The sequence below is a fragment of the Salegentibacter echinorum genome (assembly GCF_900129445.1).
Taxonomy (GTDB): domain Bacteria; phylum Bacteroidota; class Bacteroidia; order Flavobacteriales; family Flavobacteriaceae; genus Salegentibacter; species Salegentibacter echinorum.
This window is the reverse complement of sequence record NZ_FQVT01000003.1, coordinates 48,489-73,480: the sequence shown is the minus strand read 5'-3', so window position 1 is coordinate 73,480 and position 24,992 is coordinate 48,489. Positions and strand designations below refer to the sequence as shown.

Annotated in this window: 19 protein-coding genes; 4 read left to right on the top strand and 15 right to left on the bottom strand. The window is 37.7% G+C overall.

Annotated elements, in window-relative coordinates; translation table 11 throughout:
• Positions 1 to 43: 43 nt before the first annotated feature.
• The 4 genes from gap to BUA71_RS17980 form a co-directional block, all read right to left on the bottom strand.
• Positions 44 to 1,042, bottom strand: coding sequence for a type I glyceraldehyde-3-phosphate dehydrogenase (gap, locus tag BUA71_RS06370; RefSeq protein ID WP_072877872.1), 999 nt, complete (start codon positions 1,040 to 1,042; stop codon positions 44 to 46).
• 16 nt (positions 1,043 to 1,058) lie between these two features.
• A complete protein-coding gene (gene pfkA / locus BUA71_RS06365; RefSeq protein ID WP_072877870.1) occupies positions 1,059 to 2,045 on the bottom strand; it encodes a 6-phosphofructokinase in 987 nt (328 codons plus the stop codon).
• A gap of 275 nt (positions 2,046 to 2,320) precedes the next feature.
• A complete protein-coding gene (locus BUA71_RS06360) occupies positions 2,321 to 2,833 on the bottom strand; it encodes an alpha-glucosidase C-terminal domain-containing protein (protein ID WP_072877869.1) in 513 nt (170 codons plus the stop codon).
• The gene (locus tag BUA71_RS17980) at positions 2,833 to 2,925 is read right to left on the bottom strand and encodes an alpha-amylase family glycosyl hydrolase (protein WP_394333529.1); all 93 of its coding nucleotides are present in this window, start codon (positions 2,923 to 2,925) and stop codon (positions 2,833 to 2,835) included. The genes BUA71_RS06360 and BUA71_RS17980 overlap by 1 nt, the downstream gene beginning before the upstream one ends.
• Positions 2,926 to 2,963: 38 nt before the next feature.
• Between BUA71_RS17980 and BUA71_RS06350 the strand changes: the two genes are divergently transcribed.
• Both BUA71_RS06350 and BUA71_RS06345 read left to right on the top strand, forming a co-directional pair.
• Positions 2,964 to 3,845, top strand: a complete 882-nt coding sequence (locus BUA71_RS06350) for an alpha-amylase domain-containing protein (protein WP_083572047.1) — start codon at positions 2,964 to 2,966, stop codon at positions 3,843 to 3,845.
• A gap of 289 nt (positions 3,846 to 4,134) precedes the next feature.
• Positions 4,135 to 6,690 (top strand): adenosylcobalamin-dependent ribonucleoside-diphosphate reductase, encoded by a 2,556-nt coding sequence (locus BUA71_RS06345; RefSeq protein WP_072877868.1) that lies wholly within the window; start codon positions 4,135 to 4,137, stop codon positions 6,688 to 6,690.
• A 648-nt stretch (positions 6,691 to 7,338) separates the two neighbouring features.
• Here the strand turns inward: BUA71_RS06345 and BUA71_RS06340 are convergent.
• The 6 genes from BUA71_RS06340 to BUA71_RS06310 all read right to left on the bottom strand — a co-directional run bounded on the left by BUA71_RS06340 (position 7,339) and on the right by BUA71_RS06310 (position 16,337).
• On the bottom strand, positions 7,339 to 9,015 hold the full coding sequence (locus BUA71_RS06340) for a sodium/sugar symporter (RefSeq protein ID WP_072877866.1): 1,677 nt from the start codon (positions 9,013 to 9,015) through the stop codon (positions 7,339 to 7,341).
• A gap of 125 nt (positions 9,016 to 9,140) precedes the next feature.
• A complete protein-coding gene (locus tag BUA71_RS06335) occupies positions 9,141 to 10,307 on the bottom strand; it encodes an aldose epimerase family protein (RefSeq protein WP_262506745.1) in 1,167 nt (388 codons plus the stop codon).
• An 8-nt stretch (positions 10,308 to 10,315) separates the two neighbouring features.
• Entirely contained in the window at positions 10,316 to 12,163 is a 1,848-nt protein-coding gene (locus tag BUA71_RS06325; RefSeq protein ID WP_072877865.1) for a CocE/NonD family hydrolase, read from the bottom strand.
• Between the two features lie 266 nt (positions 12,164 to 12,429).
• Positions 12,430 to 13,740, bottom strand: a complete 1,311-nt coding sequence (tilS, locus tag BUA71_RS06320) for a tRNA lysidine(34) synthetase TilS (RefSeq protein ID WP_072877864.1) — start codon at positions 13,738 to 13,740, stop codon at positions 12,430 to 12,432.
• A 110-nt stretch (positions 13,741 to 13,850) separates the two neighbouring features.
• On the bottom strand, positions 13,851 to 15,242 hold the full coding sequence (locus tag BUA71_RS06315) for an anthranilate synthase component I family protein (protein WP_072877862.1): 1,392 nt from the start codon (positions 15,240 to 15,242) through the stop codon (positions 13,851 to 13,853).
• A 540-nt stretch (positions 15,243 to 15,782) separates the two neighbouring features.
• Entirely contained in the window at positions 15,783 to 16,337 is a 555-nt protein-coding gene (locus tag BUA71_RS06310) for an NADPH-dependent FMN reductase (protein ID WP_072877859.1), read from the bottom strand.
• A 314-nt stretch (positions 16,338 to 16,651) separates the two neighbouring features.
• On the opposite strand from BUA71_RS06310, the gene BUA71_RS06305 reads away from it, so the two are divergent.
• Both BUA71_RS06305 and BUA71_RS06300 read left to right on the top strand, forming a co-directional pair.
• Positions 16,652 to 18,001 (top strand): DEAD/DEAH box helicase, encoded by a 1,350-nt coding sequence (locus BUA71_RS06305; protein WP_072877857.1) that lies wholly within the window; start codon positions 16,652 to 16,654, stop codon positions 17,999 to 18,001.
• A gap of 8 nt (positions 18,002 to 18,009) precedes the next feature.
• Entirely contained in the window at positions 18,010 to 18,885 is an 876-nt protein-coding gene (locus BUA71_RS06300; RefSeq protein WP_072877855.1) for an aldose 1-epimerase family protein, read from the top strand.
• A 114-nt stretch (positions 18,886 to 18,999) separates the two neighbouring features.
• Here the strand turns inward: BUA71_RS06300 and lpdA are convergent, their stop codons facing one another.
• The 5 genes from lpdA to prmC form a co-directional block, all read right to left on the bottom strand.
• Positions 19,000 to 20,406, bottom strand: coding sequence for a dihydrolipoyl dehydrogenase (lpdA, locus tag BUA71_RS06295; RefSeq protein WP_072877853.1), 1,407 nt, complete (start codon positions 20,404 to 20,406; stop codon positions 19,000 to 19,002).
• Between the two features lie 331 nt (positions 20,407 to 20,737).
• Positions 20,738 to 22,729 carry an NAD-dependent DNA ligase LigA gene (ligA, locus tag BUA71_RS06290; RefSeq protein ID WP_072877851.1) on the bottom strand — a complete coding sequence of 664 codons (1,992 nt, stop codon included), beginning with the start codon at positions 22,727 to 22,729 and terminating at the stop codon, positions 20,738 to 20,740.
• Positions 22,730 to 22,735: 6 nt separating this feature from the next.
• Positions 22,736 to 23,407, bottom strand: a complete 672-nt coding sequence (locus BUA71_RS06285) for a VOC family protein (protein WP_072877849.1) — start codon at positions 23,405 to 23,407, stop codon at positions 22,736 to 22,738.
• A gap of 8 nt (positions 23,408 to 23,415) precedes the next feature.
• Positions 23,416 to 24,015 (bottom strand): LOG family protein, encoded by a 600-nt coding sequence (locus BUA71_RS06280; protein WP_245812546.1) that lies wholly within the window; start codon positions 24,013 to 24,015, stop codon positions 23,416 to 23,418.
• Positions 24,016 to 24,053: 38 nt separating this feature from the next.
• Positions 24,054 to 24,902, bottom strand: a complete 849-nt coding sequence (prmC, locus tag BUA71_RS06275; RefSeq protein ID WP_072877845.1) for a peptide chain release factor N(5)-glutamine methyltransferase — start codon at positions 24,900 to 24,902, stop codon at positions 24,054 to 24,056.
• Positions 24,903 to 24,992 lie beyond the last annotated feature (90 nt).

The following is a 24,992-nucleotide window of genomic DNA, read 5'->3' as shown; positions in this document are numbered from 1 at the left end:
TGGTGTCTATGCATAGTTTTCTTCAGGCTTTAAAGAAATAATATTAAATTGAATTTACGTGTAAAGCTAAATTCAGGATACTGGCAGAGTAACCATATTCGTTATCATACCAGGCGATTAATTTAAAGAAGTTATCATTTAAAGCAATTCCGGCATCGGCATCAAAGTTTGAAGTGTGTTCATCTGAAACGAAATCCTGAGAAACAACAGCTTCTTCGGTATAAGAAATAATACCTTTATAGTCACCTTCTGAAGCTTTTTTCATTGCTGCTTTCACCTCATCATAACTTACAGACTTTTCGGTTTTTACAGTAAGATCTACTACAGAGACATCGGTAGTTGGTACTCTAAACGCCATCCCGGTAAGTTTACCTTCTAAAGAAGGGATTACTTTAGTAACCGCTACTGCAGCTCCAGTAGAAGTTGGGATAATATTGGCAAGGGCACTACGACCTAACCTGTAATTTTTGGCAGATGGAGAATCCACGGTAAATTGGGTAGAAGTACTCGCGTGAACGGTAGTCATTAGACCTTCTTTAATACCAAATTCATCATCTATAACTTTTGCCATTGGGGCAAGACAGTTTGTAGTACAAGAAGCGTTAGAAACGATAGTATCGTCTGCTTTTACATCTTTGTGGTTAACACCCATTACAAACATGGGTACTGTTTTAGATGGCGCAGAAATCACTACTTTTTTAGCACCAGCATCGATATGACCCTGTGCTGAATCTTTTTCTTTAAAGATTCCTGTACATTCCAATACAACATCTGCATTAACGGCGTCCCATTTCAAGTCTGCCGGATTTTTTTCAGCAGAAACACGAATGGTCTTACCATCTACAATAAGATTTCCATCTTTTACAGAAACCTCACCTTTAAATTTCCCGTGTACAGAATCATACTTTAACATATAAGCCAGGTGATCTACATCAAGCAAATCGTTAATTCCTACTACTTCTACATCATCTCTTTGTGCCGCGATTCTAAAAGCGATACGTCCAATACGGCCAAAGCCGTTAATTCCAATTTTTGTACTCATAACTTACATTTTAATTTTAAACTGAAGTGATGTCTGCCACCCTTCTCAATTCTTTATCTAACTCCCTGTCAGACTTCAGGGCTGTTTTAAGCGGAACATGGACCACCTTTTGATGGCACAATCCCACCATAATATTGGTTGCCCCATCGGTTAATGCTTCTACTGCACCCACGCCAAGTTTACTGGCAAGTACGCGATCAAAACAACTGGGGGAACCACCTCGCTGAATATGTCCTAAAACAGAAACCCGAATATCATATTCTTTATGGCTTTCTGAAATAAATTCTGCGAGTTCAAAAATATTCTTTCCACTCTTCTCACCTTCGGCAACAACAATAATACTGGAAGTTTTCCCAGACTTCTTACTTTTCTCCAAAGAATCCATCATACGTTGAATTCCGTGTTTTTCTTCGGGAAGTAAAATTTCTTCAGCTCCAGCACCAATACCACTATTTAAAGCAATATCACCTGCTTCACGCCCCATAACTTCAATAAGGAATAAACGGTTATGTGAACTGGCAGTATCGCGAATTTTATCTATAGCTTCTACCACCGTGTTTAAAGCAGTATCATAACCAAGGGTGCAATCTGTACCGTTAATATCGTTATCTATAGTTGCAGGGATTCCCACAACCGGAAAATCAAATTCTTTATAAAAATGTAAGGCTCCTGTAAAAGTCCCATCGCCACCAACCACAATTAATGCATCTACGCCCGCATCGGTTAAATTTTTATGAGCTTTTTTTCTACCTTCTTTAGTTTTAAAATCAATAGACCTGGAAGATTGAAGAAACGTTCCTCCTTTGTTGATAATATTTCTTACAGAACGCGCCGTAAGCGTCTCAAAATCTGCCTCAATAAGCCCTTGAAAACCCCCATAAACTCCTATGCAATCTAAATTGTAATAGGAACAGGATCTTACTACTGCCCTTATGGCAGCGTTCATACCAGGTGCATCCCCACCCGATGTTAGTACTGCAATTTTGTTTATTGTTTTTGCCATTAGGCCAAAGCTATCTTAATTTTATAATATAACCTAATTTCTCAAAAAACTAAAACGTTTTCGGTTAATAACTAAAAAAAGCAGCCTTTTCTATGAGGCTGCTTTTAGAATTTTAGGATTATTCTTGCTTATTTATTATCTAATTAGCATTTACATTAATTATTTTTTTAAACGATATAAGCTTAGAAAACAAGCAATTGGTGCATTTTTAAAATCTAAAGCCTTTAAGTCATTTTAAACCACTCTTAATCCTGAACTTTAAAGCTTTTAAGAGATTATTTCACATGCTCGTTAACCAAAATAAGATATTGCCAGGGGTTTAATTGCATTTTTTCATTAGCTTTAATTTCTATTTCTTCTCCGGTCATATAATTCTTAAATGCACCCTCTTTTTCTATGTTGAATGATACAGCCTCCTCACTCATATTAGCGATATAGACAAGTTCTTCTCCTTCTTTATGTCTTCTGAAAGCGAGGATTTTATCCTCAGCAGAAGTTTTTATATTTTCATAACCGGCGGCTTGTTTTGCCCCGTGCAGAGCTTTGCTGGAATTCTTTAAGGCTCCCAGTTTTTCTAAAACAGGCCACACTTTTGCTTTTTTCTTCGGAATTGTGTCTTTCTCAAAAAATCGCAATCTTTTGTTCATATCATATTCCTGACCGCTATAAATTAACGGAACTCCGGGTAAAGTATAAGTTAAAGCCAGCATAGTTTCGGAAGCTTCTCCCATTCGCTCGGCAACAGTCCCGTTCCAGGAATTCTCATCGTGATTAGTCACAAAATTCATTAGATAAGACCGTTTTGGTGTGTCGTTTCTACGAGCTCTTCAAAATCTTCAAAAGTTCCAAATTCAGGATTTACGTCGGTATAATCTGAAATATACCCGATTCAACGAAACCCATGGAAATGCTTCCGGCATGTTCAACAGGACTTATGAAGATTTCTATCCCAATAGCGTAAACAACTATTATGATAACAGTCTTTTCTACCCAGAGACCAACCTGGATCACCACCGGGAACGCGTTCAAAACTGGTTATGGAAAAAAGAAAATTCCGTGGCAAAATATTATAAAAACGAAATGGGTTTTGATGGCTGGCGTTTCGATTACGTAAAAGGATTTGAACCCTGGGTAATAAAAGAATGGATGGACGAAGTTGGCGGATTTGCCGTTGGCGAAAATTATGATGGCAATGCAGATGTACTGGTTAAATGGGTAGAAGAAGCAGGAGTATCGGCCTTCGATTTTGCGGCTTTCTACAAAATGGAAGAAGCTTTTGACCGTTTTGATGATCTAAATTACCTGGATGGAAAGATGCTTAGAAAGAGCCATCCGGGGCAAGCGGTAACTTTTGTAGCCAATCATGATACAGAAAAAGATGAAAATGAAGACAACCGTATAGCCAGTGCAAATAAAATGAAGGCTTATGCATACATTTTAACGCATGACGGTTATCCTACAATTTTTTATTCAGATTACGAAAACGACGCTTTTCAAAGAAAATTAAAGCGATTGATCGAGATTCATAATAGTTTAGCCACGGGCGAAGTAGAAGTTTTACATGTTGATGAAGATGAATATATCATGAAAAGAAAAGGCAATGCAGAAAACCCCGGATTAATTCTATATATTAGCACCAGCGGAACGACAAAACGCCGCCAGGTTCAAACAAATTGGAATAATGTTACCTTAAATGATTACAGCGGTAACACAACATACAACCCTACCTCCAATGAAAACGGAATGGTAAAACTTGAAGCCCCTGCAAACGGGTTTTCAATTTGGTCTATAACTAAATAGTTTTTATTTTGAATTTTCATAGGTGTTAATTCAAAAGCGGGCCGATTGTTCATTCAATCGGCCTCTTTTTTTACTTGAAATCAGCAGCTTACTACTACACAAGCCTTTCCCAATGTTTTTTCAAAATTTGTTAACTTTTAAGTGTTGATAAATACGTACTCTATTGATTTACAATATATTAACACTATTTTCTTGATAACTTTTTTCAACATAATTTTATTTTCCTGTGTTTCTTTGTCTATATTTACACTCCTTATTAAGAAATAATAATCCTAAAATCAAAATTACAATGGGTGTGAATACTACTACCGCCGCTCCTAAAACCTACAGCCAGGAAGAAGCATTTAAGGCTTCTCTGGACTATTTTAAAGGAGACGATCTAGCCGCACGGGTTTGGGTAAACAAATATGCTCTTAAAGATTCCCAGGGGAGTATTTATGAGCTTACGCCAAACGACATGCACAAACGAATTGCTAAAGAAATTGCCCGTGTTGAACAACGCTACCCCAACCCTATGAGCGAAGATGAAGTTTTTGATCTTATAAAAGACTTTAAATACATCGTTCCTCAGGGTAGCCCAATGGCCGGTATTGGTAATCCTTACCAAATTGCCTCGCTTTCCAACTGTTTTGTAATTGGTAACGACGGGGATTCAGATTCCTATGGTGGAATAATGAAAATAGACCAGGAACAGGTGCAGCTTATGAAACGTCGTGGTGGTGTAGGGCACGATCTTTCCCACATACGCCCAAAAGGTTCCGCAGTAAAAAACTCGGCGCTTACCTCTACGGGAATTGTGCCTTTTATGGAGCGTTACTCCAATTCTACCCGCGAGGTAGCACAAGACGGTCGCCGTGGCGCCCTAATGCTCTCCGTTTCTATAAACCACCCCGATTCTGAAGATTTTATAGATGCAAAAATGGAGCAGGGTAAAGTTACCGGCGCCAATGTTTCTGTGCGTATAGACGATGAGTTTATGCGAGCGGTGAAAGACAATAAAAAATACACCCAGAAGTATCCTATTTTTAGCGAAAATCCTAAGAAGACACGAGAAATTGAAGCTGAAAAAGTTTGGAAAAAGATTGTTCACAATGCGTGGAAATCTGCAGAGCCCGGTATTTTATTCTGGGACACGGTAATTAACGAATCGGTGCCAGATTGCTATGCAGACCTTGGTTATAAAACAGTTTCTACTAATCCTTGTGGGGAAATTCCTCTTTGCCCATACGATTCCTGTAGGTTACTGGCTATTAATTTATTTTCTTACGTAGAAGATCCATTTACCGAAAAAGCTTCCTTTAATTTTGAATTGTTTAAAAAACACGTTGCCGCAGCGCAGCGTATCATGGACGATATCATTGACCTGGAGCTGGAAAAAATTGACGCTATTCTCGAGAAAATTGACGCCGATCCTGAAGGCGGTGAAATTAAAAGCGTAGAATATAATCTTTGGAAAAATATTCAAACAAAAGCAAAAGAAGGACGTAGAACCGGAATTGGTATTACTGCAGAAGGCGACATGCTTGCCGGCCTGGGTATTCAATACGGAAGTGATGAAGGCGTGGATTTTTCAGTAAAAATTCATAAAACCATCGCTCTTGAAGCTTATAGAGCTTCAGTTTATGCCGCCAAAGACAGAGGCGCTTTCGGTATTTTTGATGCCGAGCGTGAAAAGGAAAATCCGTTTATTCTTAGGTTAAAAGAAGCCGATGAAAAACTCTATTATGATATGCTGGAATACGGCCGTCGTAATATCGCTTTGCTCACCATTGCACCAACCGGCACTACCAGTTTAATGACCCAAACAACTTCTGGGATTGAGCCAGTTTTTCTTCCGGTTTATAAAAGAAGAAGAAAAGTTAATCCCAATGATAAAGATTCCCGAGTTGACTTTGTAGATGAAGTTGGGGATTCCTGGGAAGAATATGTAGTTTTTCATCATCGCTTTAAAGAATGGATGAAAGTAAATGGTCACGAAATTACAGACGATTATACCCAAACCGAATTAGATGAGCTTATTAAAGCTTCACCTTATTACAAAGCGACTTCCAATGATGTAGATTGGTTAAGCAAAGTGAAGATGCAGGGAGCGGTGCAGAAATGGGTAGATCACTCCATTAGTGTTACAATTAACCTTCCAAACGATGTTAGTGAAGACCTGGTAGGTAAACTATATTTAGAAGCCTGGCAGGCTGGCTGTAAAGGGGTAACCGTTTATCGCGACGGTTCACGCTCTGGGGTTTTAATCTCTAATGAGGAGAAAAAAGAGAGCGAAGATGGTGAGAGCAACTCCCCGTTCCCCACTACCCGACCGCAAACTTTAAATGCAGATGTGGTAAGGTTTCAAAACAATAAGGATAAGTGGATTGCATTTATAGGGCTTATTGACGACAAACCTTATGAAATCTTTACTGGTTTTGCCGATGATGAAGACGGAATTTTAATCCCGCGTTGGGTGACCAATGGTTATATTATTAAAAACCGTAATGAAGATGGAACTTCCCGTTATGATTTTCAATACGTGAATAAACGTGGTTATAAAACTACTATAGAAGGTTTATCGCATAAATTTAATCCCGAATATTGGAACTATGCGAAATTAATTTCCAGTACGCTGCGCCACGGAATGTCTATAGATAAGGTCGTAGATCTTATTAATAGCCTGCAGTTGGACAGTGAATCTATCAACACCTGGAAAAATGGGGTGGCGCGAGCATTGAAACGCTTTATCGCCGATGGCACCAAGGCGCCAAAACAAAAATGTAGCAATTGTAACTCATCTAATCTTATCTATCAGGAAGGTTGCTTAACCTGCCAGGATTGCGGCTCTTCCAAATGTGGATAGTAGTATAGCTCTTGTAATTTACAGATTAGATTATAAAAGGTCTTTTGATTAATTCAGAAGACCTTTTTATTTTTATCACTATTTTTCGGTTAAAGAACCAAGATCGCTCTCGCTGTAAGAAAAAAGAGAAAAGACTAAACTGCAATTAACTGAAAAACTTTATTTTTTTCAGAAATAAAATTTCTCAACTAAGTCTTTTTTGAGAATCAAGTAAATTCGGCGTTTTCTAAATCTTAAATATTCAAGTTGAAAAATTAAGTATTCAGAAATAATAAAGAATATTTGTGAATTCGTGGCGACTTTTCTACGATTAACCTGGTTCCATTACAGCAAAAACGGCGTTTTTATTTTTATAATATCAATTTAACATTTGTAATGTCGCACAGAAGGCGAAGCTGTTTTTTGTTCTATGACGCTGGAAATGGTTTAGCATTAAGCCTGTGCTTAGCTTAGTCGAAGCATAGCTATGGAAATTATGAGCAACCTGCCTGCCGGCAGGCAGGGAAAATAGAGCAAAAAATGAACGAGTTTGAATGCGTCATTATATGGTTAAATTGGTATAAACCGCCAGTCATTAACAACGCCAATTTTCAGTAATAAAAAAGTCCGGCAAAACCGGACTTTTCTAAACTAATAAGTCAATATCATTTACCAGAACATCGCATAAAGCATAGTAACAATTAAAAGAATTGCAAAGGCACCAATATTAAATGCCGGTCCTGTTTTAAATAGTTTACTGCTAAGCTCAATTCCTTTCTCGTGATCACGTCCTTTATTTTCTGCCAAACTAATGCTTATCATCAAGAGCATAGTAAGGATCCAGGTGTACATCATTTGATGCATAAATGGAAGCGTTACAAAAATAGGGTTATCAATCCAGCCATTAGGACCTATTTTAAAGAAAAGTGCGATAGGAATAGAAGCCAGCACCCCATAGATTGCCGCTTTATTTGTTGTCTTCTTCCAGAATAAACCTAGCATAAATACAGCTAATATCCCCGGACTAACTACCCCGGTGTATTCTTGAATATATTGAAAAACCTGCCCTAAATTATTTAATTGAGGTGCCAATATAACTGCAATAACCAGTGCTATGGTTGCAGAAAGTCTTCCTACAGTTACTAATTTCTTTTCTGAAGAAGCTTTGCCAAAGTATGGTTTATAAATATCCATAGTGAATATTGTGGCTGTAGAATTAAGCATAGAAGCGACAGAAGACACAATCGCCGCCGCCAAGGCTGCAAGCACCAAACCTTTTAAACCGGCAGGAACAAACTCCTGAATAAGCCAGGGTGCTGCATTATCATTAATGATATTACCATTACCACTAAAGAAGGAAGCATCGGTAAAAGATTGAGAAATTGTACCATCTGGCCCAGTATTCATCACAAAAGCGATGATACCGGGAATAACTACAATTAATGGAACAATTAATTTTAAAAATCCGGCTAGGATAATTCCTTTTTGTGATTCCCTAAGGCTCTTTGCCGCTAAAGTACGCTGAATGATATATTGATTAAAGCCCCAATAGTAAAGGTTAGCTACCCATAGACCACCAATTAATACTGCAAGACCGGGTAAATCCCACCAGGCATCTTTGCCATTTGGGGTAATAATTTCTCCTTTATCGAGAATCATAGAGAATTTCTCGGGAACTTCTTCATATACAGCGACCATTCCAGAGATTACCCCGCCATCTTCTGTCACGTGTGAAAGGGCAATAAATGTGGTAATAAGCCCACCAATAATGAGCAAGACTACTTGCACAACATCGGTCCAGGCTACAGCCGAAAGCCCTCCGTATAGCGAATAAGCTGCGGCAAAAAAGGCGAGGCCTATAATGGCATAAATAAAGAAAGATCCATCACCGGCCCCCATAATGGTATCTAAGGCTGTAGCACCCAGATATAACACAGATGTGAGATTTACAAACACAAAAAGACAAATCCAGAAGACGGCCAGAATTGTTTTTAAGTTCGAACCGTATCGCACCTCAATAAACTCGGGAATTGTGTATAGACCTTTATTAATAAAAATAGGCAGGAAAAACTTCCCTACAAGAAGTAGGGTAATTGCCGCCATCCATTCATAGGAAGCAATGGCGAGACCTATAGCAAAGCCAGAGCCAGACATGCCAATAAACTGTTCTGCAGAGATATTTGCTGCAATTAAAGAGGCTCCAATGGCCCACCAGGGTAAACTTTTATCTGCTAAAAAGTATCCTTCAGAAGAATCTCCTTTCCCCCTAGATACATACAAACCAATGCCCACGATTAACAGAGCATATGCCGCAAAAATAATTTGATCTAATAATCCAAATTCCATAAAATAAGCTATTAAAAAACGCGAAAAGCGTAGGGTGTGACTTTAAGTTTCAAAACCTAATAGTTGATATTAGCAAAGTTTCGCTAATTTAAAATTAAATTTCTAAAAAGTTCTTTTTACTAGTATTATTTTGAGACCGAAAATCGGTAGTTTATTCTATTATAGTACTCCTCTCCCGGTTTTAATAATGCAACAGGAAAATTTCTAAAATTGGGTGCATTTGGAAAGTTTTGTGCTTCTAAACAAATAGATGGATATTCATCTGCGATTTCTGTACGGTAATTTAAATCTTCGGGAAGATCTTCTGGTGCGTAAGCAATAAGCGCAGGTTGATTGCTTTCTACTTCCAACTTAATACCTGTTAATGGTGAGAATAGCCTTGCAGCAACCTCATCTTTACCAGATCTAAGCACAAATGCATCATCAAGGCTTCTATTACCAATGAGCTTACTTTCATTAAAATTCTTAGGATGTTTTTTCAATTTGGTCAAATTTCCAGAAGGCAGTAGCTCTTCATTTACTTCCAGTATTTTTTCAGCTTCAATTTGTAGAAAATGATCGCTAACACTACCTTTTCCATTTAAGTTGAAATAAGCGTGATTAGTGATATTCACCACTGTTTTCTTATCGGTTTTTGCTGAATATTCAATGAGGATCTCATTATTCTCGGTTAGGGTATATAGTACACTTACCTCAAGCTTACCGGGATAATTCTCTTCACCATCTTCACTGGTATAGCTAAGCTTTACCGATGGGTTAGGTGCCGATTTCTCTTCGCCAACTTCCCAAAACTTATATTGAAAACCAGATTCTCCACCGTGCAGGTGAACACCGTTTTTTGTACTAAGTTTATATTCCTTATCATCCAATGTAAAAGTGCCGTTAGCTATTCTACCTGCATAACGTCCCACCGAAGCGCCAAAACACTTATTGTGCTCTTTGTAAACCGGGCTTAAATATTCTTTTGAATGCGGGGAGACAATTACATTTACCTCTTCTCCTCTTTTATCATTCATCTTAAAGCCTAAAATAGCCGCTCCAAAATTCAAAATTTCCAACGAATTACCAGCTTCATTATTTAAAGTGATAACTTTTAGCGCTTTTTCTTCTGTTTTATCCAAAATATATTCTTTAGTTGTTTTTTCGACAATCCAGTCATTAACTTTTTCTTCCAGAATGCTCAAAGGTAAGGTTCCACGCACAAGAATCACCTCATGAAACTGCTTAATTTTAAAATCTTTTATTTTTTTCTTTGCAGTTTTTCGCAGTTCCAATATTTTATGAACCTTAATTTTATATGCTACTCTTTTAAAACTGAAAATTCTATAGCCGAATCTCCATAAACACTGTGGGTTTGTTTTTGAAAATCATCTTCTTCAGCTTTAAAAATATTGGGCACATAAGTTTGCGGATTCAAATCGATAAGCGGAAACCAGGTACTTTGCACCTGTATTTGCAATTTATGACCTTTTTTAAAAGTATGGTTAATATCCTGCAGTGTGATATTCACGGCAGTTTTCTTATTGGGTTCAAAAGGCTCGGGTTGCTCAAAGCTATTTCTAAATCTGCCGCGCATTACCTCACTTCGCACCATCATATGATAATTATCCATATCTAAATGTTCCATGGTTTCTTCATAATCCTCGGCATCTGCTGGATAAACATCTATTACCTTTACAATCCAGTCTGCAGCGCTACCCGTGGTCGCTACCTGTAAACGGGCCTCTATCTCACCTGCCAATTTCATATCTTCTTCCAAAACATCGGTTTCAAAAGTTAGCACATCTGGTCTTCTGCCAGCAAAACGTTGATCTCCGGTCATGTATTCCCTGGGTGTAAAAACTGCTTTAATTTCATTGTTGTAAGAAACCGGTTTCTTGGGATCACTAACAAAGCTTTCTTTATTATCATCGGGCTCGTTAGTCAGTTTTTGTTCATCGCCTAGATAAAAAACCTTAGCCTGGACATTTTTTGGAGGCCACTGGGCATAAGCATTCCATTTTCTTGCCCCGGTATCATAAACATAAGCTTCGGGCAGATCTACATCTTTGCTGCCATCACCTTTTAAAAAGTGATTAAAAAATTTCGTTTCAATATCTTTTTGATAATGTTTGGAAATATCATTGCCAAAATATACATTACCCACAGCCTGTCTCTTAGATTGTCTTGCCCAATCGCCGTGGCTCCAGGGGCCAAAAACCATCATATTAAAATTATCACTGGTTTTTTCAATCTTTTTATAAGTATTGAATGGGCCGTATAAATCTTCAGCATCAAATAATCCGCCCACAACCATTACTGCCGGTTTTACATCGTTTAAATGTTGTATAATATCCCTGCTCTGCCAAAATTCATCATAATTGGGATGGTCTTTTAACTGCTGCCAGAAAATATTATCCTCACCGTAATATTTATCTAAATTAGTTAAAGGTCCAATATCCAAAAAGAATTGATATTGATCTTGTGTGCCCAAATCTGGTAAATCATACCAGGCTTTGGTAGTTGGGCCGTCTTTTTCGTAACCAAAAAGTGCGGTCGCACGCCAGTAGCTAAGCAAATAAGCCCCGTTATGATGAAAATCGTCGAAAAAGAAATCACCAATTCCGGCTTGTGGAGATGCCGCTTTTAGAGCGGGGTGGGAATCTACCAGGGAAACCACGCTATAATGCCCGGGGTATGAAATCCCCCAGGTGCCTACCCTTCCGTTATTGTTTTCTACATTATTGACAAGCCATTCTATGGTATCATAAGTATCGGTAGATTCATCGAACTCTTTTTTAGTTTTCTTCGGAATAATGGCACGCATATTATCGTAACTCCCTTCGCTCATCCAACGCCCGCGAACATCCTGATACACGATAATATTTCCTTCTTGCATCAAATATTTATTGGGGCCAATTCTAGACCTAAATTGATCTTTCCCGTAAGGCCTGGAACTATATGGCGTTCGCTGCATAATAATTGGATATTCCTGCGAGGTATCTTTGGGACTATAAATGGTGGTATGAAGCAAGGTGCCATCCCGCATTGGAATATCTACCTCCATCTTATTATAATTTTCTTTTACATTATATTTCTCTTGACTTATCGATGAAAATGGAAGAAAGTTCAGAAAAAAGACCAGGAGGGATAATTGAAGTAATTTCATAGTATTGCATACTTTTAAAGTGCCTAAAGATAGAAATTACACCGATAAACCTAAAGAAAAATTAAATTTTCCGCGGATTTTCTAATTTAGGAAAACCTTAAGCTGCTTAGATATTCAAGTTTTTCTAAAAAAACTATTCCGGAACGAGTTGGAGGGATATGTATGAGACAGAAATATTATTTTAATTTCGAGACGAATAGATTATCGATCAAAATCTTCTACCCCGGTATGTTCCACAAAAAAGCGATAGAAAAATGGCTACAACTTTATGGGTTACACGTGATTTTCACTATTTCCTGCCGGGGAGAAGTAATAGCGAAACGCCTGTCTGCCCGCATATTTATAACCCAAACAATTTCATTCCCAGAGCAGAGTAGCCAGGTATTTTCTTTTTCCGGTAAGGATAGCTTTTTATCTTTAAAGTAATCACTTATCTTCTTTTTACCTTTCATACCAAAAGGATAAAAGTAATCACCATTTTGCCATTTTCTTACCGTTAATGGATAATTTAATTTATCGGGGTTTACATAAATGCAATTTTTATTTTTTTCTACGATCTCTTCAACTTTATTAAAAGAAAAAGTTCCCATTGGCAACATAGCGAATTCATCATTTTTTGTGATTTTATAAACCTTATCTTCTATCTGGTTCCGTTCTGTAAGAATAAGGTATTCTCTATCTTTTACCAAACGATGGGTTTTAGAGAAAAGCACTTTACCAGGTTGTGCATTTAACAAGTTATACACATCATCCCACTCGGTAAAATCAAAAGTTTTGAGCAATTGATAGAGCACTGCCGGTGTATTTGGAATCTTTTTAAGATAATTTATATCCAAATTATAACCATAAGCCGATTTACTTATTATTTTAGGATACAATAAACTTAAATAATCTTCCACCAAAGCCTCATTTTCTCTTAGATGAGACTGGGTTTTTAAAAAACTCTCCAAAAATTTGGGATTCATTTCCTCGAGCATTGGTACAAGATGATGCCTTATTTTATTCCGAATATATTTGGTTTCTGCATTGGTATAGTCTTCCCGCCACTCAATGTTATTTGCTTCGGCATAGACCTCTATCCGGCTCCTGGAAAAACCAAGTAAAGGTCTAACTATAGCATTATTCACTTCTTTTATGCCGCTAAGGCCTTCTAAACCGGTACCTCGAATTAAATTAATGAAAAAAGTTTCTAAATCGTCATTGGCGTGATGTGCGGTAAGGATATACTCAAACTGATTGCGAAATCTTAATTCATTAAACCAATTATAACGCAAATCACGAGCAGCCATTTGGGTAGATACCCCCTGCTCTTCTGCATATTTATTGGTATTGAATTGCTCTACATAAAAATCTACATTTAATTTTTCAGCCAAATTTTTCACAAAAGTCTCATCTTCATCACAAGCTCCTTCTCTAAGATGAAAATTACAATGCGCAATACTAAAATCCAATTTTGCTGCGTGACATAAATAGGTAAGCACTACGCTATCTACACCACCACTTACCGCCAATAATAATTTGTGGTTGGTAAGATATGCAAGCTTTGATTTCAGCAGGTTTTTAAAGGCTTTTTCCATAAAATCAAATATACAAAATAAGCCTTACCTAAATCCTTTCCAGTAAATAGCAAACATTGATATATTCGCGTTTTTTCCCTTCCCTTTGGAAAGGGTTGGAGATGGGCTTTTTAATTCAAAACCCGTTGCATAGCGGCAGCTTTTATCAGGCATTCCTCATATTCTTTCTCTGGCACCGAAGCAGCGGTAATCGCACCTCCTACAGAGAAAGACACATATTTTTTCACAGCATTATAAAGAATACTGCGTATTACAACATTAAAATCGAAATCACCAGAAGGAGTGAAATATCCCACAGCCCCGCTATAAAGTCCGCGTTTTGTTTCCTCCAGATCTTCAATAATTTTCATTGCTGAAACTTTTGGGGCTCCGGTCATACTCCCCATTGGGAATGTAACCCGTAATGCTTCTACCGGCGGAATTCCCTCGGCTATTTTTGCTGAAATCGTCGAGACCATTTGATGTACTTGTTTAAAGGTATAAACTTTACACAATTCTTCCACCCGCACACTGCCCTTCGCTGCAATCTTTGAAAGGTCATTTCGCACCAAATCTACAATCATCACGTTCTCCGATTGTTCCTTAGGGTCTTTAGAAAGCTTTTGAGCGAGTTCCCGGTCTTCAGAAGCATTATCGGCACGCCTGGCAGTACCTTTAATAGGTTGGGAAATTAAGTTCTCTCCAAACTTTTTTAAATACCGCTCTGGAGAAGCAGAGAGTAAATAATGTTCTTCTAATTTTAAAAAAGTGGCGAAGGGCGGACTTGAAATGTCATTAAGTTCCCTAAAAACTGAAACAGGTTCAATTTCCCTGTTTTCAGCAAAAAACTCCTGACAAAAATTAGCTTCATAAATATCGCCGCGTTGAATATGTGAAAGCATTGTCTCCACCTTTTTAAGGTAGGTTTTTTTTGAAATTCGAGAATTCATGCTTGTTTGCAGGTTGCCGGTTGAAGATCTGCGGTTATTAGTTGTCTGTTGTGAGTTATCAGATATCGGGTTTTGGTTATCGACTTTCTTATTATCGTTTTCACATTCATTGATACTCTCGCTACTCTCCTTTTGCGAGCTCGGAGAACATATTTTAGTAAAATCTTCTTCAATTTCATCATCTACCATTCGCAAATACTGCATTTCTAACTGGTTCCCCTTCAGCAGAAATAACTTTTGAGGTTGAAAAAAATAAAGATCTGGAAAATCGAGACCATCAAAATTTTTGGAAGTCAGTTGCTCCACGTCATTTTTTAAGTCATAAGATAAATAACCAAAAATCCAGTCTTTTGTGGTCTCCTGATATTCCCTGAGTTTATCGAAGCCTTGCACAGCATCAGTTTTTAAAGCAGTAAAAGCTCCTGCTGCCATAACCGCATCAAATTCACCATAGTTTTCTGCGTGATTATTGCTATCCAACCAGGCAATCTCTTCAAACTGTAAGCTCCATTCCAGTAATTGCTGCTTGAATAATAACGGATTCTCTAAAATAAAGGTTTTAGTAGTACGCACTCGATTGTGAATTTGGTAAGCAAAGATAAAAACAATTTAATGTAGCCACTATTTTAAAGCTTCTGTATTTTGTTTGATTTTCTAAGAAAAAGATCAGTATTATCCTATTTAATTTTAGAACAGAATTTATCTTTAAACTTTCTAAAATGATTTATTCTTTTTTGCATTGCTAAACCCGGTTATGGTTTTACCAAACCAACAAACTACCCCGGGGTAAGCCCATGAGGTATTATAAATGAGTAATAATTTAATTTCGAGGCAAGTCTCGGTGCTCCAGATACGTTTCGCGATAAATTTCGGTTATCAAGTAAACTCCTTTAATCCTTTTTTCTCGTTTTTCACGGGTGAATTGAAGTTGGGAAGATATGGAGGTTGCCGGTAAAACTGCAGCAGATTTAAAAAATATAGGCCGGACCAATGAGGAATTTACTCCAGAAGTTAAAAAAGCCAATTACTTGGGGAGTTCGAGTAATTAACCACATTGTTTTTCTAAGACCAGATTTTATCTATCCCGTAGCATAAGAAACTAATGCCATTAATTTAGGATTCATTTGCTTCAATTTGATCCAGTTCGTGCGAAAAAGTAGTTAAAACGTCATCAATTCCCAGGGCTAATATTTCATCTTGTACTTTTCCATCTTTAAAATTATCATTAAATAACGGTAAACTGAAACTTTCTATCACCTGCCCGCCAAATCTATGCAGTACGTTTTTGGTATATTCCAACGCCGAAGCCGCTCCCCGTTTTCCGGGGGATGTACTAATTAGTAAAATCTTTTTTCTATCCAGAAACTTACGATCTAACCTGGATAACCAATCGAGTAGGTTTTTAAAATAAGCTGAAACATTACCGTTATGCTCATTCACCGCCAGCACTATAGCATCGTGATCTTTAATAATACTATGAATAATCTTTACATTTACCGGAATTCCTTTTTCAATTTCCCAATCGGCGCTGTAGATAGGCAACTCATATTGCTGAAACTGTTGTATTTTAACTTCATGCCCGCTAATGCGATTAGCAACATAATTTAAAAGTTTGAAATTTATAGATTTACTACTGTTGGAGCCGGCAAAGGCTAGAATCTTTTTCATTTAGAATCGTTTCTTTCAAAAATATAGAAATAATTGGAAGCAGCATGAGGCTGAAGTCCAAAATAAACAGCACACAAGGAATCTGGAATATAAATAGATTAAAAAAATGTATGTAGTTTGTACCTGCGTATATCGGGATTAAGCCTCCTACTCCAGGTCACTAATTGAGCGGTCAGGTTCAACTAATTACTTTAAATCGCGGATAGGTTGAGATCCCTCCTGCGTCGGGATTAGTTCAACTAACTACTTTAAAACCGCGAAAAGCGATTTTAAAGTAGAGTTTCACTAACTTTACAGGCTCAAAAAAACATTTAGTGACTTTTCAAGACTTAAATATTACTACTCCTTTGCGAAATGCGTTGGAGGATATCGCGATTACCAGCCCCACTCCTATCCAGGAACAATCATTTTCTACTATAATGTCTGGTAAGGATATGGTGGGAATCGCACAAACAGGAACGGGAAAAACTTTTGCCTATATGTTGCCTATTCTTAGAATGCTTAAGTATTCTAAACAAAAAAATCCGCGTGTTTTGGTCCTGGTGCCTACACGGGAATTGGTAGTTCAAGTGGTGGAAGAGATCGAGAAGTTAACCGCTTATATGAATGTTCGCATTTCTGGTATCTATGGCGGGGTAAATATCAACACGCAGCACCAGGCTTTGTTACAGGGACAGGATATTTTAGTTGCCACACCGGGCCGTCTTTACGATCTTGTGCTTAGAAGGGCGATTCAGCTTAAATCTATCCAAAAACTAGTAATCGATGAGGTAGATGTTATGCTGGACCTGGGATTTAAATTTCAGATTAATAATATTCTCGAATTACTACCAAACAACCGACAAAATATTATGTTTTCGGCCACTATTACCGAAAATGTGGAGAAATTGATTGAAAGTAATTTTAAAAGCCCCACAACTATTTCGGTAGCGGCAAGTGGAACTCCGCTGGATAATATTAAACAAACCGGTTACCGTATTCCAAATTTTTACACCAAAGTAAATTTTTTAAAATACCTTCTTAAAGATAAGGAGCGTTTTAGCAAAGTACTCATCTTTGTTGCTTACAAGCGTATGGCCGACAAGCTTTATGCTGAATTAGAGGAATATTTTCAAGACGAATGTACGGTAATTCATTCTAACAAAACCCAAAATTACCGCTTAAGGAGTATAAAGCAGTTTGGCAGTGGTTTTTGTAGAATTTTGGTAGCAACAGATGTCATGGCACGAGGCCTGGATATCGAATCTGTAAGCCACGTGATTAATTTTGACACCCCAAAATATCCTGAAAATTATATGCACCGCATTGGAAGGACCGGCCGGGCAGAAAAACAGGGAAATTCAATTCTATTGACTACAGAGGCTGAAAAAGAAAGCTTGCAGAAGATTGAAGCATTAATGAAAATGCCGGTGCCACAGGTCGACTTACCCAAAGAAGTAACAGTAAGTTCTGAATTAATTCCCGAAGAAAAGCCCAGGGTTTTTGAAATCAATAATCCGTCTAAAAATAAAGATATGGATGCGCCGGGACCTGCTTTTCACGAAAAGAAAGACAAAAACAAAAAAGTGAATTTAGGCGGTTCCTATAAACGCGAAATCGCCAAAAAATACAAAAAGCCAAAAACCCGGGGCGATAAGAACGCCAACCGGAGAAAGAAAAAATAATTATAAGCATGCATAAAATAAATAATGACATTTTAAGTATCGCAGTAAAACCTACTGGGGCCGAATTATCCAGCCTTAAAAATTTAAACACAGGAATTGAACATTTATGGCAGGGAAATTCTGAATTTTGGACAGGACGGGCGCCAAATTTGTTTCCGGTCATTGGGTTGTTAAAGGATGGAGAGTTTACCTACGAGGGTAAAACGTACCAGATGCCAAAACACGGCTTTGTGAGACATAATGAAAATATTAAGCTAAAAGAAAAAACAGATCATAAACTGGTTTTTGAATTGGAATTTTCCGAAGAAACTTTAAAAATCTATCCTTTTAAATTCAAGTTTCAAATTTCATATACCTTAAACCAGGATAAACTAGAGGTAGCGCACAAGGTGATTAATATAGACGATAAAGCACTTTATTTCTCGTTGGGAGGTCACCCGGCTTTTAATGCACCAATTAGTAACAACGAAGCTTACGAAGATTACTACCTGGAGTTTGACCAAAAATTAGACCTTAGCACCCACCTGTTAGATCAAAACGGTTTGGTAAGTGCTAATACAGAAGGAATTTTAGATAACGAGGACAAAATAAGACTTCATAAAAACCTATTTGACAATGATGCACTTATTTTTAAGAATATTCAGGCTAAAAAAGTGAGTTTAAAAAGTCAAAATTCCGGTGAAATTTTAAATGTGGAATATTCCGATTTTAAAAATTTAGGGATTTGGGCAAAACCAGGCGCGCCTTACGTTTGCATTGAACCCTGGTTGGGCATCGCCGATCTGGCAGATACCAATAAGGAGTTTAAAACCAAGGAAGGTATAGAAAAATTAGAAAGCAATAAAGATTTCACAGCAACTTATACCATCACTATAAACACCTAAAATTTTACGAAAATTCTTAGCTAAAAAGGCTGTCTTAAAAGTAAAATGTAAACTTTTAAGACAGCCTTTCTATTTTTCCAGTTTTTACTGTGGCTTCAACTTACTTTAAAATACTTAAACGTGAAGCGCTCTATTATCGGTTGCGGCTAGAGCAGCTTCTTTAACGGCTTCGGCATAAGTTGGGTGTGCGTGGCTTATTCTTGCGATATCTTCGGCAGAAGCTCTAAACTCCATAGCAGTTACTGCTTCTGCAATAAGATCGGCAGTTCTGGCTCCAATCATGTGAACGCCTAAAATCTCATCGGTTTCTTCATCGGCAAGGATTTTCACCATTCCATCTATATCACCACTGGCTCTTGAACGACCCAGGGCACGCATTGGGAATTTCCCTTCTTTATATTTCACGCCTTCTTCCTTAAGTTGCTCTTCAGTTTTACCAACTCCGGCAACTTCCGGCCAGGTATAAACTACGCTCGGAATTAAGTTATAATTAATATGCGGTTTTTGTCCAGCCATAATTTCAGCAACAAAGCTTCCTTCTTCTTCGGCCTTATGTGCTAACATTGCGCCTTTTACCACATCGCCAATGGCATAAATATTATCAACACTGGTTTGCAGCTGCTCATTAACTTCAATTCTCCCTTTATCATCTACTTTAACCCCGGCGGCATCGGCATTTAAACCATCTGTAAAAGGTTTGCGTCCTACTGAAACCAGGCAGTAATCTCCTTTAAACTCGACTTCTTTATCCTTTTTATCATCTGCTTTTACGATAATCTCATCGCCCTCGCGGGATACAGATTTCACCTTGGTTTTGGTATAAAACTTAACACCTTGCTTCTTTAAAACCTTACGTAATTCTTTAGACAGGGCACTATCCATCGTTGGAATAATTCTATCCATAAATTCTATCACAGACACCTCGGCACCTAAACGACGGTAAACCTGACCAAGCTCAAGACCAATCACCCCACCGCCAATCACGATCATATGTTTGGGGATTTCCTTTAATTTTAAAGCTTCTGTAGATGTGATGATTCTTTCTTTATCGAGATCGATAAACGGAAGGTTTGCAGGTTTAGAACCTGTCGCTATAATACTTTTTTTGGCCTCGATGGTTTCAGTTTCCCCATCACTGTTCTTAATATTAATATGGGTTTTATCTTTAAATGAACCTACTCCTTCTAAAACATCAATCTTATTTTTGTCCATTAAAAATTTAACGCCATCGCAAGTTTGACTTACTACTGAAGATTTTCTTTCCATCATTTTCTCCAGGTTCACTTTCACCTCTCCCGGAAGTTCAATACCGTGTTCTTCAAAATGTTTTACAGCATCTTCATAATGGTGAGAGGAATCTAATAAGGCCTTACTGGGAATACATCCCACATTTAGACAGGTTCCTCCCAAAGTTGAATATTTTTCTATGATTGCAGTTTTCATTCCCAATTGCGCGCAGCGTATGGCAGCCACATATCCACCGGGGCCAGATCCTATAACTGCAACATCATATTTACTCATAAGTCTATATTTTGTATTATTTTTTAAGAAATTGTACACAAAAATACGATTATTATCGCAATGAACAATTGACAAACAACAGATTCAGACTTTTTGAAAAAGCCATAAAAAAATTGTGAAAAAGGCTTTAAAAACCTCTGGGAACTATCGTCAATAAGTATGTGTTTTTTCGGAATAAAAATTAGTCGAAAAACCAGACCTTTAAAACTTTTCAGCTATTAAAATTTAGAATCAACAACCTCAACCAAAAGGTACGTACGAGGTATGCTTCCGAAAAAAAATTTTCGAGGCAAGCCCCGGGGGAACTAAATCTCTGGCTATCGCCCCGCGATCATACCATCTTTAAAAAATCATCTTCACTTATAATTTTAGTACCAAGTTTTTCGGCTTTCGCTAACTTACTGGGGCCCATATTATCACCGGCTACCAAAAAGTTTGTTTTTCCTGAAATAGAACCCGAAACTTTTCCTCCATTATCTTCTATCATCTTTTTAAGTTCATTCCTGGATACTTTTTCAAAAACGCCAGAAATCACGAAGGTCTTATCCGCCAATTTATCACTTAGATTTTCAAGTTCTTCGGGAGCCATTTCCATTTGAACTCCATATTGTTTTAATCGAGCTACCAATTCCCTGTTTTCTTCGGAAGCAAAAAAATCAGTAAGGCTTTCGGCGATACGACCGCCAATTTCGTCTATGGCAATAAGTTCTTCTACAGTTGCGGAAGCTAAAGCATCAATATTCTTGTAATATTTAGCCAGTTTTTTGGCTACAGTTTCTCCCACAAAACGAATTCCCAGCGCAAACAAAACCCGTTCAAAAGGAATTTCTTTAGACTTTTCAATTCCGTTGATTAAATTTTCGGCCGATTTTTCTGCCATACGTTCCAATGGCAGGATATCTTCTTTCTTCAAAGTATAGAGATCGGCATAGTTTTCAATAAGATTAGCATTAACCAATAGCGCCACCGTTTCACCACCAAGACCTTCAATATCCATGGCTTTTCTGGAAATAAAATGCTGAATCCTTCCAATAATCTGCGGCGGGCAACCATTGTAATTTGGGCAGTAATGCTGGGCCTCTCCTTCATTTCTAATTAGCTCGGTACCACATTCAGGGCAGTTTGTTGCATATTCTGTTTCTGGTGTATTAGGATCTCTTTGTTTAAAATCTACGCCTACAATCTTTGGGATGATCTCTCCGCCTTTCTCCACATACACAATATCCTGCTCGCGCACATCTAATTTTTCTATTTGATCTGCATTGTGCAGGGAAGCACGCTTTACAATCGTCCCCGCTAGCTTAACCGGTTCTAAATTAGCCACCGGGGTAATGGCGCCTGTTCTTCCTACTTGGTAAGTGATTTTATTTAAACGGGTGCTTTCCTGCTCGGCTTTAAATTTATAGGCCATGGCCCAACGCGGCGATTTAGCGGTATAACCCAACTCATCCTGTTGGTCGAAACTATTTACTTTTACTACAACCCCGTCGGTTTCATAAGGTAAATCGTGCCGGTGTTGATCCCAGTAATTTACATAATCCTGAACTTCAGCAATACTATTTTTTAATTCGGCTTCGGGAGGCACTTTGAAACCCCATTCCCTGGCTTTTTCTAAACTTTCGAATTGTGATTTTACGGGAAGGCTATCGGCAACCAAACTATAGAGCAAACAGTCTAAAGGTCTTTTGGCAACCTCGGCACTATCCTGCAATTTTAAGCTCCCAGATGCAGTATTCCTGGGATTGGCATAAGGCTCTTCTCCTGCTTCTACCCTTTCAGCATTCATTTTAGCAAAACCTTCATAAGGCAGTACGATCTCACCCCTAATATGAAACTTCTCGGGGTAGTCACCTTTTAGTTTTAAAGGGACTGCCGGAATTGTCTTTATATTATTGGTTACATTATCCCCCTGAAAACCATCACCCCGGGTTACTGCCCTTGCTAATTTTCCGTTTTCGTAGGTTAGGCTTATGGACGCTCCATCATACTTTAATTCGCATACATATTGCACTTTTCCACCAATCGCCTTTTCTATGCGTTTTTCCCAATCTTCCAACTCTTCTTTTGAGTAAGAATTTGAAAGTGAATACATGCGGAAATCGTGAACTACTGTTTCAAAGTTTTTGGTCACTGCCCCGCCCACTCTACGGGTAGGAGAATTCTTATCTTCAAACTCGGGATGATTATTTTCTAATTCCTGAAGCTCTTTAAGCTTCATATCAAACTCATAATCACTTAGTTCTGGATCATCCTGAATATAATAAAGGTTGTTGTGATGATGTAATTCCTCGCGTAAACTTTTAATTTTCTCTTCTGTAGTCATAGTGCTTTAACCAATAAACTTTCTAAGGGTGTTTTTTTCAAAAATAAGGGAATAGTTTTTTTCCTTATGCTTAAATTCAATTTTAAATGCTGAACTATGTGCTTTATCACCGGTAGGATACCAATCTTTCAATTCTTTATTGATGGTAATAAGAAGTCCGTGGTCATCTCCAATGGCACAAAAATTCTCTAAATTCCCATCATATTTTTCAAGGTTAGCTTCTGAATTCAAAAACTCCAGTTGCTCTTTAATATTGGATGTCACCAAACCTATTTCACTAATTCCCAGGATACTTTTTTCAGAAAATAAAGCCGATTTTGGTTTGTGAAGATTGGTGCGGGAGATAAACTCCACGATATTATCATCTACATCGTAAAAGTAAATCGACTTTGCATTCCAGGCTGGAAAATCTACAATCTCCTGCCCGTTACCATGCAAAATCGCTACCCTTTCTTTTAACCACTCTAAGGCAATCTCTTCTTGTTCTCCCGGGATATGAAACGCAAAATGATAAGGCGTCGCGTTTGTTTTTTTCTGAAATCTAAGTTGCGTATAACCAGTTAAAACTTCAAAATAATCCCCGGTTGACTCAAGTACTTCAAGATTTAGCGTATCCCGGTAAAACCGAAGCTGCTCCTGTAATTCACTTGTGTATAACTGAAGTTTTTTAATTTTCATAAAGCAGATTAAGTTTGGTTCTTATTCATCCATTTTGGTATGGGCAAAGGTTTAAAATTATGCATTTTTTCTAATAGCTCCTCAATATTTTCACCAATAAGAAGTAGATCAAAATTTTCTTTTCTAAGTACTTCTTTCCTAACCATTGATTTTAACAAGGCTATTAAATCGTCGTAAAATCTGTTGATATTCAACAATCCAATAGGATTCCTGTGCAAGCCCAACTGGCCCCAGGTTACAATTTCAAAAAGCTCCTCCAAAGTTCCAAAGCCACCGGGAAGCGCGATAAAACCATTGCTTAATTCGTGCATTTTAAGTTTGCGCTCGTGCATATTCCTGGTGGTAATAAGTTGAGTCAAACCGGTATGCACTACTTCTTTAGTTTTTAGAAACTCTGGAATCACCCCAATTGCACGTCCGCCATTTTCAAGAGTCCCTGCGGCAACCTGTCCCATTAGACCCAGTTTACTGCCGCCAAAAATTAATTGAATATTTCTTTTTGCTAAAATCTCTCCCAGGCGATAAGCTTCGTGATAAATTTGCTCATCATTGCCCGGGCTACTGGCGCAAAACACGGCAATGCTTTCTAATTTATTATTTTTCTCCAAAATCTTTAAGTTTTATAAACCCTGGCTTCTTAGATATTTTATTGCTTAATCCCCTTAAGCATTCGGTAATTTCCAAAAATATCTTTACGTAATTCTGTTGTAAACCCTTGGTCTTGCAAGAGTTTTTCAGTTTCAGCAGCAAGGTATTGATTGATTTCAAAATACAATTTTCCGTCAGGAATAAGGGATTTTTTAGCTAGATTTGCGATCTGTTTATAGAAAATCAAAGGATCGTGATCTGCTACATACAGCGCCTGTTCCGGTTCATAATCAAGAACATTGCGCTGCATAGCTTTCTTTTCCAGTTCTCGCACATAAGGCGGATTTGAAACAATCACATCCTGATTTTCCGGTAATTGTTCTAATTCTAAAATATCCTGCAAAGAGAAGTCAATGAAAACTTCATTTTTATTCGCATTCAATTTGGCAATCTTTAATGCTTTTTCTGAAATATCTACTGCTGAAATTTTTGATCCAGAAAGGCTTTTTGCCAAACTAATAGCAATACAGCCACTACCGGTTCCCAGTTCGGTTAATTTTATAGTGGAATCGTTAGCTGAAACATCATCTAAAATCCATTGCACCAATTCTTCGGTTTCCGGCCTTGGAATAAGAACGTCTTTACTAACCTGAAAATTAAGTGAAAAGAATTCTGTAGTCCCTAAAATATGCTGAATGGGTTCGTGCTGCAACAAACGCAATTTTGCCTGTTCCAGTTTATCAGCTTCAGTAGCATCAATTTCTATATTAGGATTTAAAGCCAGGTCCAGCCGACTTACCTTAAAATAGGCCTGGGTAAGCATAAAGAAAAAAGAATGCGCTTCTTCCGCAGGATAATCAGATAAAAGCGCAGTACAAAATTCTTCTTTTAATATATTTAATTTCATTGGAAAATGTCTGTAGTTTGAGGTTTGTCGTTTGTTGTTAAAAAACAGTTTTCGGTTGTCGATTTTGAATGTTTGACTCAAACTTGAACC